General features: G+C 66.2%; 16 protein-coding genes. 8 read left to right on the top strand and 8 right to left on the bottom strand.

Annotated elements, in window-relative coordinates; genetic code table 11:
- The first annotated feature begins 47 nt into the window (after nucleotides 1–47).
- Nucleotides 48–938 carry a lipase family protein gene (locus KXD96_RS17075; RefSeq protein ID WP_260737949.1) on the top strand — a complete coding sequence of 297 codons (891 nt, stop codon included), beginning with the start codon at nucleotides 48–50 and terminating at the stop codon, nucleotides 936–938.
- A gap of 59 nt (nucleotides 939–997) precedes the next feature.
- Nucleotides 998–2281 (top strand): sialate:H+ symport family MFS transporter, encoded by a 1284-nt coding sequence (locus KXD96_RS17070; protein ID WP_260737947.1) that lies wholly within the window; start codon nucleotides 998–1000, stop codon nucleotides 2279–2281.
- Nucleotides 2282–2366: 85 nt separating this feature from the next.
- Here KXD96_RS17070 and KXD96_RS17065 read toward each other — a convergent pair whose 3' ends face one another.
- On the bottom strand, nucleotides 2367–3653 hold the full coding sequence (locus KXD96_RS17065; protein WP_260737937.1) for a competence/damage-inducible protein A: 1287 nt from the start codon (nucleotides 3651–3653) through the stop codon (nucleotides 2367–2369).
- Nucleotides 3654–3744: 91 nt separating this feature from the next.
- On the opposite strand from KXD96_RS17065, the gene KXD96_RS17060 reads away from it, so the two are divergent.
- Complete coding sequence (locus tag KXD96_RS17060) at nucleotides 3745–4239, top strand: macro domain-containing protein (RefSeq protein ID WP_260737934.1); 495 nt, start codon at nucleotides 3745–3747, stop codon at nucleotides 4237–4239.
- On the opposite strand, the gene KXD96_RS17055 is transcribed toward KXD96_RS17060, so the two are convergent.
- Complete coding sequence (locus KXD96_RS17055; protein WP_260737925.1) at nucleotides 4236–4541, bottom strand: MTH1187 family thiamine-binding protein; 306 nt, start codon at nucleotides 4539–4541, stop codon at nucleotides 4236–4238. The genes KXD96_RS17060 and KXD96_RS17055 overlap by 4 nt on opposite strands.
- Before the next feature lie 39 nt (nucleotides 4542–4580).
- Here KXD96_RS17055 and dtd point away from each other — a divergent pair, with 39 nt between their 5' ends.
- Both dtd and KXD96_RS17045 read left to right on the top strand, forming a co-directional pair.
- Nucleotides 4581–5012, top strand: a complete 432-nt coding sequence (gene dtd / locus KXD96_RS17050) for a D-aminoacyl-tRNA deacylase (RefSeq protein WP_260737922.1) — start codon at nucleotides 4581–4583, stop codon at nucleotides 5010–5012.
- 66 nt (nucleotides 5013–5078) lie between these two features.
- Nucleotides 5079–5990: a class I SAM-dependent methyltransferase gene (locus KXD96_RS17045; protein ID WP_260737910.1), complete on the top strand. Its 912-nt coding sequence runs from the start codon at nucleotides 5079–5081 to the stop codon at nucleotides 5988–5990.
- Nucleotides 5991–5996: 6 nt separating this feature from the next.
- Here the strand turns inward: KXD96_RS17045 and KXD96_RS17040 are convergent, their stop codons facing one another.
- From KXD96_RS17040 to KXD96_RS17030, 3 genes are all read right to left on the bottom strand, one after another.
- A complete protein-coding gene (locus tag KXD96_RS17040) occupies nucleotides 5997–7022 on the bottom strand; it encodes an alcohol dehydrogenase catalytic domain-containing protein (RefSeq protein ID WP_260737896.1) in 1026 nt (341 codons plus the stop codon).
- A gap of 10 nt (nucleotides 7023–7032) precedes the next feature.
- Entirely contained in the window at nucleotides 7033–8964 is a 1932-nt protein-coding gene (locus KXD96_RS17035) for an NAD(P)/FAD-dependent oxidoreductase (protein WP_260737893.1), read from the bottom strand.
- Nucleotides 8965–9073: 109 nt separating this feature from the next.
- On the bottom strand, nucleotides 9074–10441 hold the full coding sequence (locus tag KXD96_RS17030; RefSeq protein WP_260737891.1) for an HNH endonuclease signature motif containing protein: 1368 nt from the start codon (nucleotides 10439–10441) through the stop codon (nucleotides 9074–9076).
- A gap of 283 nt (nucleotides 10442–10724) precedes the next feature.
- Here KXD96_RS17030 and KXD96_RS17025 point away from each other — a divergent pair, with 283 nt between their 5' ends.
- The 3 genes from KXD96_RS17025 (at nucleotide 10725) to KXD96_RS17015 (ending at nucleotide 13801) form a co-directional block, all read left to right on the top strand.
- On the top strand, nucleotides 10725–11924 hold the full coding sequence (locus KXD96_RS17025; RefSeq protein WP_260737889.1) for an IS110 family transposase: 1200 nt from the start codon (nucleotides 10725–10727) through the stop codon (nucleotides 11922–11924).
- A gap of 154 nt (nucleotides 11925–12078) precedes the next feature.
- Complete coding sequence (locus tag KXD96_RS17020; protein ID WP_260737886.1) at nucleotides 12079–12543, top strand: hypothetical protein; 465 nt, start codon at nucleotides 12079–12081, stop codon at nucleotides 12541–12543.
- Nucleotides 12544–12670: 127 nt separating this feature from the next.
- Nucleotides 12671–13801 carry a nitronate monooxygenase gene (locus KXD96_RS17015; RefSeq protein ID WP_260737882.1) on the top strand — a complete coding sequence of 377 codons (1131 nt, stop codon included), beginning with the start codon at nucleotides 12671–12673 and terminating at the stop codon, nucleotides 13799–13801.
- A 6-nt stretch (nucleotides 13802–13807) separates the two neighbouring features.
- Here the strand turns inward: KXD96_RS17015 and KXD96_RS17010 are convergent, their stop codons facing one another.
- Genes KXD96_RS17010 through KXD96_RS17000 form a run of 3 tightly spaced genes read right to left on the bottom strand, consistent with a single transcriptional unit; the run spans nucleotide 13808 to nucleotide 14777 of the window.
- The gene (locus KXD96_RS17010) at nucleotides 13808–14032 is read right to left on the bottom strand and encodes a hypothetical protein (protein WP_260737880.1); all 225 of its coding nucleotides are present in this window, start codon (nucleotides 14030–14032) and stop codon (nucleotides 13808–13810) included.
- 44 nt (nucleotides 14033–14076) lie between these two features.
- Nucleotides 14077–14367 (bottom strand): hypothetical protein, encoded by a 291-nt coding sequence (locus KXD96_RS17005; RefSeq protein ID WP_396876842.1) that lies wholly within the window; start codon nucleotides 14365–14367, stop codon nucleotides 14077–14079.
- A gap of 11 nt (nucleotides 14368–14378) precedes the next feature.
- A complete protein-coding gene (locus KXD96_RS17000; RefSeq protein ID WP_260737876.1) occupies nucleotides 14379–14777 on the bottom strand; it encodes a hypothetical protein in 399 nt (132 codons plus the stop codon).
- Nucleotides 14778–14855 lie beyond the last annotated feature (78 nt).

Raw genomic sequence — 14855 nt, 5'->3', positions numbered from 1 at the left:
ACGATTTGTACCGTACCGTATTCATGGCAATCCTAGAAAGGAAATCGATGAGCGATTCTCTTTCGAGGGGAATGGCGCGGCGCGACTTCCTGACAACAGCAGCTTTACTGGGTGGCACCGCAATTATTGCGCCATGGATCTCCCCGGTGAACGCGGACGCCGCTCCGATCGGCCCGGCCGCGCTGTCCTCGACGGGTTTCGACCCAATTTTCGCCCTCAATGTGGCCATTCCCTTGGCCTTTTCCGCGTACAGCGCAATGTCCGGCAGCCCGTTGAACCTCCCGGCGGGATACCAGGCGACCGCGCTGATCCAGGGCGATCGTGCTCTCGCGACCGCGTTGGCTGCCCAACATCCCGTGGCGGCAAGAATGGTGCTACGAAACAACATCTTCGGCCTCATTGGCAATAACCTCTCGACCGGTACCGCATTCGTAGCGTTTCGTGGCACGGCAGACCTCGACGACGTGCTCACGGACTTGGACATCATTCCCACGACCTACGGATTCGTCCCCAAGTTCGGATGCGTACAAAGTGGCTTTCACACCGTATACCGCTTGCTCCGTGCCAGCATCATGGCCAACCTGGCCGCAGCGTGCGCGGGGTGCAATAACCTCCTGATCGTCGGACACAGCCTGGGCGGGGCGCTTTCCGTTATCTCCGCGCCCGACATCTTCGTGAACATGCCGCCGAATCTTGCACCTCGCCTCATCACCTTTGCCGGGCCAAAGGCCGGGTTCACCGATTACGTCAACCCATTCAATGAGACCATCGCCTCCTGCAATCGAGTGGTGAACTATTCCGATCTGATTCCGCTACTACCGCCTTGCCCCTACGAGCACGTCGGCAGCGCGATCTACATCAACAGCGGCGGTCTCGGCGCAATATGGCGCCACAGCCTTTACGCCTATCGGCTGGGGATGCAAAAGCTGGTGGGATGAGCGACCGCCGTCGTGGCATGCGGGGGAAAGACTCGCCATCCCGCGCCGGGTAGGCCACGATGCTGAACGTGACAACACCGAGCACCCGAAAAAAGTTGACCCCGGACCAGCGAAACTCGTTCATCGCGGCGTTGTTGGGCTGGACGATGGACGCCTTCGACTATTTCATCGTCGTGCTCGTCTACGCCGACATTGCCAAGACTTTCCACCACAGCAAAGCCGAGGTCGCGTTCGTCACCACCGCCACCCTGATCATGCGTCCCGTCGGCGCGCTGCTGTTCGGGCTGTGGGCCGACCGCGTCGGCCGGCGGCTGCCGCTGATGGTGGACGTGATGTTCTACTCCGTGGTCGGCTTCCTGTGCGCGTTCGCTCCGAACTTCACCGTGCTGGTGATCCTGCGGCTGCTGTACGGCATCGGCATGGGCGGCGAGTGGGGCCTGGGCGCCGCGCTCGCCATGGAAAAGGTCCCCGTCGAGCGGCGCGGCTTCTTCTCCGGGCTGCTGCAGGAGGGCTACGCGTTCGGCTACCTGTTGGCCAGCGTCGCCTCGCTGGTGGTGATGAACTGGCTGGGGCTGTCCTGGCGCTGGTTGTTCGGCCTGAGCATCATTCCGGCCCTGATCAGCCTGATCATCCGCTACCGGGTGGAGGAGTCTGAGGTCTGGGAAGCCACGCAGGACCAGATGAAGCTCACCAGCACCAGGATCCGCGACGTGTTGCGCAACGCGGCGATCATCCGCCGATTCGTCTACCTGGTGCTGCTGATGACCGCGTTCAACTGGATGAGCCACGGCACCCAGGACGTCTACCCGACGTTCCTGACGTCGACCGCCAACCACGGCGCCGGCCTGTCGAGCGTGACGGTCAAGTGGATCGTGGTCGTCTACAACGTCGGCGCCATCATCGGTGGGCTCGTATTCGGCACCCTTTCACAACGGTTTAGCCGCCGCTACACCGTTGTGTTCTGCGCCGTCTTGGCGCTGCCGATCGTGCCGCTGTTCGCGTACTCGCGCACGGCGGCGATGCTGTGCCTCGGTTCGTTCCTGATGCAGTTGTTCGTGCAGGGGGCGTGGGGCGTGATCCCCGCCCACCTGACCGAGATGTCGCCCGACGCGATCCGTGGCCTCTACCCCGGCGTGACCTATCAGCTGGGAAACCTGTTGGCCGCGTTCAACTTACCCATCCAGGAGCGCTTGGCGGAGTCGGAGGGCTATCCGTTCGCGCTGGCGGCGACGATCGTCCCGGTTTTGATCGCCGTGGCATTCTTGACGCTGATCGGCAAGGACGCCACGGGGATTCGCTTCGGCACCAAGGAAACCGTCTTCCTGGCAACCGAACCGGGGTGACATCCTTACGTCGAGATCGCCGCTGTGGCTGTGATACGGTCAGCGATCACGACCACGGCGGCAGTGTCGTCAATACCGCCCAGTCTCACTCGGGGCCGCCAAGGGCGCGCCGCAGCAGGTGCATCGCCACCGTCGTGGAGCGCTCCCGGATGTCCGAGCGGTTGCCGGGCAGCCGCAGTGTGCGGGTGACTGCGTGGTACGGAGCGGCGGAGCCGCCCAGCGTCACGGTGAAACAGACTGTGCCCACCGGCTTTTCCGGGGTGCCGCCGCCCGGCCCGGCGATTCCGGTGATCGCGACGGCGGTGTCGGCGCCGAAACGGCGCAGGGCGCCGGCCGCCATCGCCTCGGCCACCGGCTCCGACACCGCACCGTGTGCCTCGATCAGCGCCGGGTCGACGCCGAGCAGTTCCGCCTTCGCATCGTTCGAGTAGGCCACCACCCCGCCGGCCACGTAGTCCGACGATCCGGGCCGGTCGGTCAGCCGCGCCGCCAGCAGCCCCGCGGTGCAGGATTCGGCGGTCGCGATCCAGCGGCCGGCCAGCGCCCGGGCGACCAGATCGTCCACCGTAGAACCGTCTTCGGAGAAGAGCTGCTCCCCGTGCCGGTCGCGTACCAACTGCATCAGCTTCGCGTAACTGGCGGCGGCATCCGGCTCGTAGCGCGTGACCATCTCGATCTCGCCGCGCCGCAGGCAGGTGGTGATCTCGAGCGCCTCGAACCCGGGCACCGACGCCTCGGCGGCCCGCAGCGTGTCGGCCAGACCCGACTCGGGCAGCCCGAACATCCGCACGGTCTCCTGTCGGTAGAGCGTTCGGCCGGCGATCGCCTGCTGCGCCGCGGGCGTCGCGATGGCCCGGCGCCACATCGGCTGCAGCTCGCGCGGGGGCCCCGGAAGCACGATGACCGTCGGCTTGCCCGGCACGACGACGCCGGGCGCGGTGCCCACCGGGTCGAGCACTTGGGCCCCGGCGGGAATCATCGCCTGCTTGCGATTGGCGGCGCGCACCGCCTCGAAGTCGACACCCTCGAAGCGCACCATCAGCTTTTTGAGGATGTTCGCGATCTTGTTCTCGGTCTCGTCGTCCAACACCAGATCGCGGCCGCAGAATTGGGCCACGACCTCAACCGTCATATCGTCGGCCGTGGGCCCCAGGCCGCCGCTGGTGACGATCAGGTCCACGCCCTCCTCCGCGAGGAAGCGCAGCTGCGCCTCGATGTCGGCTGGACGGTCGCCGCAGATCGTGATGTGCGCCAACTCGACGCCCAGCTCCAGCAGGCGATCGGCGATCCACGGGCCGTTCGCATCTCGGACGCGCCCGGTGAGGACTTCGGTTCCGGTGACGACGATGCCTGCGCGTGCGCTCACCGCCATGAGCCTACTGGCAGGGCTGAGAGACCAGGGCTGAGAGACCAGGGCTGAGAGACCAGGGCTGAGAGACCAAGGGCTGAGAGACAATGAGCCGATGATCGAGCTGGAGGTTTTGCAGGCGGACGTCACCACACTCGAACTCGACGCGATCGCCAACGCGGCCAACACGCAACTGCGGCACGGCGGCGGTGTTGCCGCGGCCATCGCCCGCGCAGGCGGCCAGGCGGTGCAGCGTGAATCGAAGCAGAAGGCGCCCATCGATCTCGGGGACGCCGTCGAGACCACGGCCGGCGACATGCCGGCGCGCTACGTCATCCACGCCGCGACCATGGAGCTCGGCGGCCCGACCTCGGCGGAGATCATCGCGCGGGCCGTCGCCTCCACGCTGCGCAAGGCCGACGAGCTCGGCTGCCGCACGCTGGGTCTGGTGGCCTTCGGTACCGGCGTCGGCGGCTTCCCGCTGGACGAGGCGGCGCGGCTGATGGTCGACGCCGTCCGGCGGCACCCGGCGGGCTCGCTGGAGAAGGTGGTGTTCGCGGTCCACGGCGACGCTGCCGAGCGCGCGTTCCGTGACGCCGTTGCGGGCTAACCGTCTTCGAGGTAGCGCTCGACGGAGGCGACCTTGCGCGTCATCGCGTCGCTGACGCCGGCCCGCCAGTCCGCCTTGATCACCGTGCTCACCCGGGGAGCGCGGGCGGCCACCGCCTCCACCGCGCGCTGCACCACCGCCATCACTTCTTCCCAGGTTTCGCCCTCGATCACGGTGAACATCGAATCCGTCTTGTTGGGCAGTCCGGAATCGCGGACCACCCGAACCGCTTCGGCGACGATTTCGCCGACACCTTCGCCCACACCCATCGGCGTGACGGAGAAAGCGACGAGCACGGACACACGACGAGGATACCGACCCCTACTGGCAGCATCGAGGCCATGCGAGTCTTGGTGCAACGGGTGACGTCGGCGACGGTGACGGTAGGCGGCGACGTGGTGGGCGCGATCCGGCCGGACGGTCAAGGCCTGCTTGCCTTCGTCGGTGTGACGCACAGCGATGACCTCGACACGGCGCGGCGGCTCGCTGAAAAGCTCTGGTATCTACGCATTCTCGACGACGAGCGGTCGGCCGCCGACACCAACGCGCCGATCTTGGTCGTCAGTCAGTTCACCCTGTACGCCGACACCGCCAAGGGCCGGCGACCCTCGTGGAACGCGGCCGCTCCGGGCGCGGTCGCCGAGCCGCTGGTCGCGGCGTTCGCCGAGGCGCTGCAGGGGCTGGGCGCGCAGGTCCAAACGGGGATGTTCGGCGCGAACATGCAGGTCGAACTGGTCAACGACGGTCCCGTCACGGTGCTGCTGGAGCTCTGAGACCCGACTGCAGGTAGGTTCAATGTCCAGGCTTTTCGTAGCCGGTCGTTGATGGGAGGGGCGACCATGAACACCACGCCCGAGTTCGGCTCGCTCCGTTCCGACGATGATAACTGGGACATCGTCAGCAGCGTGGGCTACACCGCCTTGCTGGTGGCGGCATGGCGTGCGCTGCACGGGTTGAGCCCACGGCCGCTGGTCCGGGACGAGTACGCCAAGGTCTTCATCGCCGCCTCGCACGACCCCTATTTGGTAGGCACGCTTGCCAACCCGGGAACCTCCGAAGACCAGACGGCCTTCCCCCGCCTCTACGGCGTGCAGACGCGGTTCTTCGACGACTTCTTCGACGCCGCCGGTGCCGCGGGCATACGTCAGGCCGTGATCATCGCCGCCGGGCTGGACTCCCGCGCGTATCGACTCGAATGGCCGCCGGGCACAACCGTTTTCGAGGTCGACCTGCCAAAGGTGCTGGAATTCAAGGCGCGCGTGCTCAGCGAGCAGGGCGCCCAGCCCAAGGCCCGCAGGGTCGGGGTCGCCGCCGATCTGCGCACCGACTGGTCCAGGGCGTTGGAAGCGGCCGGTTTCGACGTCGAACGCCCGAGCGCCTGGTCGGTGGAGGGGGTGCTGCCCTACCTGACCGACGAGGCCCAGAACACGCTCTTCACCCGGATCAGCGGACTCAGTGCGCCCGGCAGTCGGATCGCCATCGGAGCGCTGGGGTCCCGTCTGGACCGCGACCGGCTCGAGGCCCTGGAAACAGCGCATCCCGGCGTCAACGTGTCCGGCACCGTCGATTTCTCCGCCCTGACATACGAGCCGCAGACGGACCCCGCGGAACGGTTGGCCGCCCACGGTTGGGCGGTCGAACCGGTCCGCAACACCCTCGAGTTGCAGGCCGGTTACGGGATGACCCCGCCGGATGTCGACGTCAAGATCGACAGTTTCATGCGATCCCAATACATCACGGCGACACGGTAAACCGCGCTAGGGCGTCAGCAGGATTTTGACGTCGTCGCCCGACCGCGACGCGGCGGTCGCGTAGCCCTCCGCCGCCTGCTCCAACGGCAGCGTCGTGGTGAAGATGCCATCGACGTCTAACCGCCCGGACTGCAGCAGCGGGATCAATTCCGGCCAGGTGCGCTGCACCGGCGCCGTCGTCATCCGGAGCGTGATGCTGCGGATCAGGCAGCCCAGGGCGTTGAGCGGGAACGGATTCATGTCGTGCACGCCGACAACCGAGACGGTACCTCCCGGCCGCACGGCATTGAGCGCGTCCGTCAGGGAAGCGTCCGTGGCGACGGCATCGATCACCGCGTCGGCGCCGCGTCCTCCGGTGGCGTCGAGGATGACCCCGACCGCCGGCGCCTTAAGGGGCGTTGCTCCCCACTTGGCGGCGCGGTCCAGCCGCCCCTCCACCTGATCGACCGCGAAAACCGTGGCGGCGCCCTGGAACAGCGCACTGCGCAACGAGCACAGCCCGACAGCGCCCAAGCCGATGACCGCCACGGTGCCACCGAGCGGGATGTCGGCGCGTTGCGCCGCCGCCCAACCGGTGGCGAGGTTGTCGGTCAGCAACAGGGCCTGTTCAGTGCTGATCGCTTCCGGCATCTTGAGCAGCTGGAAGTCGGCCGCCGGCACCGCCAGCAGGTCGGCCTGAGCACCGCCGAGAACGCCTCCACCGAAGATCTGAAAGCCATTGTGGCACATGACCGGATCGCGGGTGGCGCAACCCGCGCAGGCGCCGCATCCGGTGACCGATGACACCATCACGACGTCGCCCACCTTGACGTTGCGCACCTGCGGCCCCGCCTCGACGACGGTGCCAATCGCTTCGTGCCCCAGCGCAATCGGGTCGGGCATCGGGAAATCGGCCTCGTAGAAATGCAGGTCGGATCCACAGATGCCGGCTGCGGTGACCTCGACGATCGCCCCGTCGGGGCCCGGAAGCGCGGGATCGGGTCGCGTGTCGACCCGGATGCTCTGGGGGCCGTCGACGACTACCGTACGCATATTGGCATGCTCACTTCCTTTGCCGCACAACAAACTGTGACCAGTCGGGCTCGCGCACCGCGGCCCAGTACTCGTTGAGGCGCCACGGACTGACGGTGTGGATCTCTCCGTCGGCGTTCTTGAAGTAGGAATGTTTGACAGCGGGATGCGCCCACACCATCTTCTTGATTTGGGTCTGCGTCCGTTGATGCCAGTCGGCGGCGGCGTCGGGCTTGGGCTCCAGCGAATGCACGTCGGCCTCGGCCAGCCGCGCCAGGCACTGGTCGATGTAGCGCATCTGCAGTTCGGACTGGAAGATGAGGCTGCCCCCGTGGGCGAGGTGGGTCCCGGGCCCGTAGATGATGAAGAAGTTGGGGAACTTCGGGACGGTGATGCCGAGGTAGGCGTACGGCCGGCTCCCCCACATCTCGCGCAGGTCGACCCCGTCGCGGCCGGTGACTTTCAGCGGCCACAACACGTCGGTGTGCCGGAATCCCGTGGCGTACACGATGATGTCGACGGTGTGCGTCACACCGTCTTCGGTGACGATTCCGCGTGGCGTGATCTGCCGGATGGGTGTGCGCACCAAGTCGACGTTGTCGCGTTGCAGCGTCTGCAGCCAGCTGCCATTGTCCTGCAGGGTCCGTTTGCCGCAGGCGGGATAGTCGGGCATCACCTTGCTCAACAGGTCGTGCCCTTCACCGACCTGGCTGGTGATCCATTGGGAGAACATCATCTGGGCGGCGGCGTTGATGTCGCTGACGGCGTGTTCTTGATCGGCGTAGTCCGGGTCGCTTTCCGCGGCGTCCAGACCCTTGTCGGACCCGGGCCAAAGGACGAGAAAGCGGTACCACCGACCGTAGAACGGCAGGTGGCGCATGGCCCAGCGCATACCTTCGCCGACCTCGTCGTGATACATAGGGTTGGGGAACATCCACTGCGCGGTCCGCTGAAACACGGTGAGGTGCTCGACATCCGGGGCGATGGCGGGGGCGATCTGGAATCCGCTGGCGCCGGCGCCGATGAGAGCGACCCGCTTGCCGCCCAGGTCGACGGAGTGGTCCCAGGCGGCCGAGTGGAACGAGGGTCCCGCGAAGCTATCGGCACCGTCGAAGTCGGGAATGTTGGGCCGGTTCAGCTGACCGACCGCGGTGATCAGGGCCCGCGCGCGCACGGTGCTCGTCTGGCCGTCGGCGCCGCGCAGCCGGATGCTCCAGGTGGCGTCGTCGTCGATCCACTCGGCGGCCTGCATTTCCGTGTTCCACAGCACATGCTCGGCCAGATCGTGCTTCGCCATGACCTGGGTGAAATAGTCCTGCAGCTCGTGCTGCTCGGCGAAGAAGTGCGTCCAGTCGTTGTTGGGTTCGAAGCTATAGCAATAGAAGTGATTCGCCACGTCGACGCGGGCGCCGGGATAGCTGTTCTCCCACCAAGTTCCGCCCGGGCCGGCATTCTTCTCGACGATGGTGAACGGGATGTTGGCCTGCTTGAGCCGGATTCCGGCCAGGATGCCCGATTCGCCGCAGCCGACGACGAGGACGGGAACGTCGGCCGCGCTTTCCGCCGGCAGGGCCGGCGGGCGGCGCGGATCGGCGCCGTCGAGGTCCATCTCTTCCAGGATCAACGGCAGGTAGTCGTCGGTCACGTGCTCGCAGGCCGCCCAGTCCATCATCTCCCGAATGAGGTCGAGGCTCAGCGGCTTTGGCTCGGGGCAACCGCGGTCCCGGTAATCGGTGATCACCGGCAGGGCCGCCGCGCGGGCCCGGGCCTTGTCCTCCTCGGACATGAATCCCTGAATCTCGTTGAGGAAGACACCCATCTGCTTGAAGTCGCGGATGAAGCGCGGATCGCCAGTGATGTGCACGAGCGAAAGCAGAAGCGTCGGGATGCTGACATCCGCGAGGGCGGCCTCGATCTCCGCCGTTGACGTGGTGAAGGGATGGCCGGCATAGGCGCTGCGCATCGAGCCGATCCTCTCGGTGAACGGGGGTCCGCAATTACGCTACTTACCGTGTCGTAATTGGCAGCACTACGCTACCCGCTGGCCACGGAGCGGATCAATAGTGTGATCGCTACGGCGGGTCGTCGTCCTCGTCCCCGTCTGACATCAACTTCTCGGGGTGGTGAAAGGTGTTGGTGCGGGGCTGCCCACGGTCGAGATGCGGCGGTGGGATCCATTCGACGTCGCCGTTGGCGCGTCTTCGGGTGGTCCAGCCCTTCTCGAGGAGCCGGTGGTGGGGTCCGCAGGCCAGGGTGAGTTGGTCGATATCCGTGCGGCGCGTGTCGGCCCAATCTTCGACGTGGTGGACTTCGCAGTAGTAGCCGGCGACGTCGCAGCCGGGTGCCGAGCAACCACGGTCCTTGGCGTACAGGACAATTCGCTGTCCCGGCGAGGCCAGCCGTTTGGTGTGATAGAGGCCCAGCGCTTTGCCCTTGTCGAAGATCGCCAGGTAGTGGTGGGCGTGGCGGGCCAGGCGGATGACGTCGGACATCGGCAGCAGGGTGCCGCCGGCGGTCAAAGCTTTGCCGGCGGCGGCTTCGAGGTCGGTGAGGGTGGTGGTCACCACGATGGCCGCCGGCAGGCCGTTGTGCTGGCCCAGTTCACCGCTTGCCAGCGTTGCTCTTAGCGCGGCGTTGAGGCCGTCGTGGTTGCGCTGCGCCGCCGTGCGGGTGTCACGCTGCACGGCTTCCTCGCTGGGGGGCCCGCCGACGACCGGGGTGTCGTCGTCGGGGTTGCACATACCGGGTGCGGCGAGTTTGGCCAACACCGCCTCCCAGGTGGCGCGGGCTTCGGGAGTCAGCCAGCCGCTGAGCTTGGACATGCCGTCGGCCTGCTGGTTGCCCAGCGTCAGCCCGCGGGCGCGCGCACGGTCGGCGTCGGTGTAGCTGCCGTCGGGATTGAGATAGCAGGTGATGCGGTCGGCGACTTTGCGCAGGCCTTCCGGGCGCTGTTCGCCAGCCCAGCGGGCAAGGTCGGCTTCGGCGGCCTCGCGGGTGGGGTCGTCGACCCAGCAAGGCAGCTCGTCGAAGAAGCGGTGGATGACCGTGAGGTGGGATGCGCCAATATGGCCGGCGCGTTGGGCCGCCGCGGTGGCTGCATACCGCGGCGCCAGCGGTTCGCCGGTCAGCGTGCGCCGCATGCCGAGTGTGCGGGCGTCCGTGACCCGGCGGGTGGCTTCGCCGCGGGTGATGCGTAGCCGGTCGGACAGCACGTGAGCGAACTTGCCGCCCAGTTCGGCCGCGGTGGCTTGGCTGTCGATCTGGTTGATCAGCTCGTGGCCGGCCGCGGGCAGCCGCCGCATTTCGCGTTCGAGCAGTTCGAGGTGGGCGAAGCGTTCCGGAGTGGTCAGCGCATCGTAGGAGTGGCCGAGGATGCGGGAGACGGCCTCGCTCAGCGCGGCGTAATCCGCGGCGATCTGCTCACGATCACTCGAACGCATGTTCGAATACTACGACCGCCCACCGACATTGATTCTGTTCAGGCGACCCGATTAAGGATGGTCGCGGTGGCCACTACCGGTGGTGACTCGCCGTTCTGACTGACGCCCTGTTGGGTTGTCTTGGAATTGATCTGTCCCACCGGTCAGTGGTTGCCGAAGGATGCCCCCGGCGGGGCGGACATGACTTAATCAGGAGCCTGGCAGTTCCCTCTTCAATGTCTTGTCTGCCCGCCCGGCCGGGGTGTCCGCCATTCCGCTACCCGCAGAAGGAGACACCACCATCGTGACAGCTTCACGCGTCGTCGTCATCGGCGCCGACACCCATTTGGATACCGTCCACCTAGCCGTTTTGGATACGACGGGAAAACCGTTGGCCGATACCAAGTTTCGGACGCGCCCCGTCGACTATTTCGTGGCGGTCAAATGGGCGCAAAGCTTCGGACAGGTGCAAATCGCAGGTATCGAGGGCACCAGCTCCTATGGCGCCGGGCTGACTCGGGCTTTCCAGGACGCCGGGATCGAGGTCGCCGAAGTCAACCGGCCTGACCGCGCAGCCCGTCGACGACAAGGCAAATCCGACCCATTGGATGCCTACGCTGCGGCCCGGGCCGCGCTGGCCGGTCACGGATTGGCCGTGCCCAAAGATGAACACACCCACGCATTGCGGGCCCTGCTGATCGCGCGTCGCGGGGCCGTCAAAGCGCGCACCCCCGCAATCAACCAGATCAAAGCGTTGCTCGTCACCGCCCCCGCCGAGTTGCGAGAACACTACCGGCGTCACACCCCGACTCAACTGACCCGTGCGCTGGCCCGCTGCCGGCCCAGCACCCAGTCCGACCCGACCAGTGCCGCCATCCTCGCCGGGTGCAAAGCACTGGCTCAACGAACCGAGTTCCTCAAGCATCAGGAAAAAGACCTGACCACCGAACTCGACGCACTAATCACCACGATCAATCCCGGCCTGCGTGCGGCCTACGGCGTTGGGCCCGATACCGCCGCTCAGCTGATCATCACCGCCGGCACCAACCCGCACCGCCTGCGCAGCGAGGCGGCCTTCGCAATGTTATGCGGCGCAGCTCCCATCCCGGCGTCTTCAGGGAAGACGTCTCGTCATCGACTCTCCCGGGGCGGAGATCGAGCCGCCAACCAAGCGCTGCACCGCATCGCACTGGTCCGGATGTCAAACCATCCCAGCACCCGCGACTACGTCACACGCCAACTCGCCAACGGCCGTTCCAAGCGCGACATCCTGCGGCTGCTCAAACGCGCCATCGCCCGCGAAACCTTCAGGCTGCTCACCCGGCAATGCGACATCGACGACTACAGCGACCTGCGCCCAGCCCGTCAAACCAAGAACATCACGGTCACCGCCGCAGCCCAACACCTCGGTGTCTGGCCAACGGTCATCTCCCGGATAGAACGAGGACTCCAACGTGACGACACCCTCGCCGACAACTACCGCCAATGGCTAGCAGCGGCCTAAAACACCCTTGACACGAATAGGAGCATCAAGTCCAGGCGGCCCTATAAGCCCCTGAAACTGAAGTGGCAGAAGTGATTCCATTTCGACGCGGCGCTGGGAAACAATGGGTCCACGTCGACGAGTGCTCTCTGTGAGCCGGAGATGGAGGAGCGTCATGGCCTCGATACTCACGGCCTGCGCTGGATTCCTGTTCGCCGTCCTATGGATGGATCTGATATTCGACGTGCAAGTGCTCCGATATCGTTCCGCTTCAACCGATCTGCCCGAGACCGTGCTTGCCTCCATCGCGGCTTACTACCATCGCGCGACGACCACTTCGCGCCCGATGAGCCGGCTGATCGTCGTCGTCATGGTGATCCTGTTGGGGGCGTTGACGTATCAGTGCACGCGCGGACTGGAACCGTGGTGGCTTCTGGTGCTGTCGGCCGTCCTCGCGGGAATCCCGACGATGCTGGCCTTGACGCAGACGGTTCCCGACGCGGTGCGCCTCGGGCGTCGCGGGGACGGGCCGCCCGAGCAGACGCGCCTGGCGCGGTCCGTCTGTCGGGATCACCTCGTGTGCGCTGGCTGTATGTTCGCGTTCCTGCTGCTGTGGGTCGCGCACGGCGCGGCGGCCTGAGCGGCCGGTGAGCGGGTGACGCGACGGGTCGTAGTGGCAAAACGCAGGTCAGGACCCGCTGGCCACGTCAATGCCGTCCGTACTAAACTAGAACACGTTTCAATTCGGCCGCGCCCCAGGAGTTGTAATGCACACCCCTATTTGCGATGAACTCGGCATCGAGTTCCCGATCTTTGCGTTCACCCATTGCCGCGATGTCGTCGTCGCGGTTAGCAAGGCCGGCGGGTTCGGTGTGCTCGGCGCGGTCGGCTTCACGCCCGAGCAGTTGGAGATCGAGCTCAACTGGATTGACGAGAACATCGGCGACCACCCGTACGGCGTCGACATCGTGATTCCGAACAAGTACGAGGGCATGGACTCGCACCTTTCGGCGGAGGAACTGGCCGAGACGCTGCGCAAGATGGTGCCCCAAGAGCACCTCGACTTCGGCAAGAAGATCCTTGCCGATCACGGCGTGCCGATCGAGGACAGCGACGCCGACAGCCTGCAACTGCTCGGGTGGACCGAGGCGACAGCCACGCCGCAGGTCGAGGTGGCGCTCAAGCACCCGAAGGTGAAGATGATCGCCAACGCGCTCGGCACTCCCCCGGCCGAGATGATCAAGCACATCCACGAAGCCGGGCTCAAGGTGGCCGCGCTGTGCGGCTCACCCTCGCAGGCGCGCAAGCACGCGGACGCGGGCGTCGACATCATCATCGCCCAGGGCGGCGAGGCCGGTGGGCACTGCGGCGAGGTGGGCTCGATCGTGTTGTGGCCCCAGGTGGTCAAGGAAGTCGCCCCGGTGCCCGTGCTGGCGGCCGGTGGTATCGGCAGCGGCCAGCAGATCGCGGCGGCGCTGGCACTGGGTGCGCAGGGCGCGTGGACCGGCTCGCAGTGGCTGATGGTCGAGGAATCCTCGAACACGCCGGTGCAGCAGCAGGCGTACATCAAGGCGGGTAGCCGCGATACGGTCCGCAGCCGTTCGTTCACGGGCAAGCCGGCCCGGATGCTGCGCAACGACTGGACCGAAGCCTGGGAGCAGCCGGACAACCCGAAGCCGCTCGGTATGCCCTTGCAGTACATGGTTTCCGGCATGGCCGTGCGGGCCACCAACAGGTACCCCAACGAAAGCGTCGACGTCGCGTTCAACCCGGTCGGTCAGGTCGTCGGCCAGTTCACCAAGGTGGAGAAGACGGCGACGGTCATCGAGCGCTGGGTGCAGGAGTACCTGGAGGCGACCAACAGGCTGGACGAGCTCAACGAGGCGGCCTCCGTCTGACGGCGACTACTCGTCGTCGACTTCGTACTTACCGTCGGTAAAGACTTCCTTTGTCCTTTCGACGGCGTGCGTCGCGATGTCGATCGAATTCTCGACGATGCCGCTGACTCCGCCCTTGAGATCGCCCCGGATGATGTCGCCGGCGTTTTCGACGATGTCCGAAGCCTTTTCGACGGCGTTGGTCGCGATGTCCTTGACCGCGTCCACGGCGTCTTTGGGGTTAACCGCCACGGGAGTCTCCTATCGTTGCGGGACTTTGATCCGACTCTAGACGGTCAGTGGTTCACCAATGTGCGCCAGTACGATTCGGGGATCTCCGCTCCGGACCGTAATATTCGGGCCAGCCCGACGGCCATCGCGATACCCAGCACGCCCAGCCAAAGCCCGGCCAGCCCGATGATCCACCACAGCACGGTGGTGACGGCGGGCCACGGCGACAGCACCGCAAGGACCGGTGCGAAGAAGAAGCCCGCCCCGATGTACCACGCCGAGCCGGCGCGATCCGAAGCGAGGACGAAACGCAACCAGCGCGGGATCGGGGCTGCGCCGGGCCGAACGTCGTTCATGAGCCAGCCGGTCATCCCTCCGGGGGGAAGAAACCCGCCCCGGTGAACCATCCTTCTTGCCAACCCCGCTCTCCCAGGCACAGCATCGGCAGCCCGGCCTCCGACTGCGCCGCGGCTTGCGGCCCCGGGCACTTCGCGCCGGCCTGCTGAACCCCGTACAGCGGGTAGGAGATGACCCAGTATCCGGTGGTGGCCGGCGGGAACTGGTTGGGTGGCGGGAAGTGGCACGCCTCGGCCTGGCCGCTGGGGCCTCGACCGAAGATGAAGCGCTCATAGTTGTCGCACGGCGCGCCCAACGACGCCTCATAGTTCATCCCCGGTACGTCGCCGTCGTACCCGGCCGCCGCGGACGGCGCCATGCCAATCGCGATGCCCGCTATCGAAGCGGCGCTGAGCAGTTCCCGAATCATGTTCCACCCCGCCTGTCGTCGCCGGTGACCTGCACCAAAGCATATCCATCGCGCCGTCGGCCACAAGACCGTATTGGC

The sequence above is a fragment of the Mycobacterium sp. SMC-2 genome, from assembly GCF_025263485.1.
Taxonomy (GTDB): Bacteria; Actinomycetota; Actinomycetes; order Mycobacteriales; family Mycobacteriaceae; genus Mycobacterium.
This window is presented reverse-complemented; position numbering and strand designations above follow the sequence as displayed.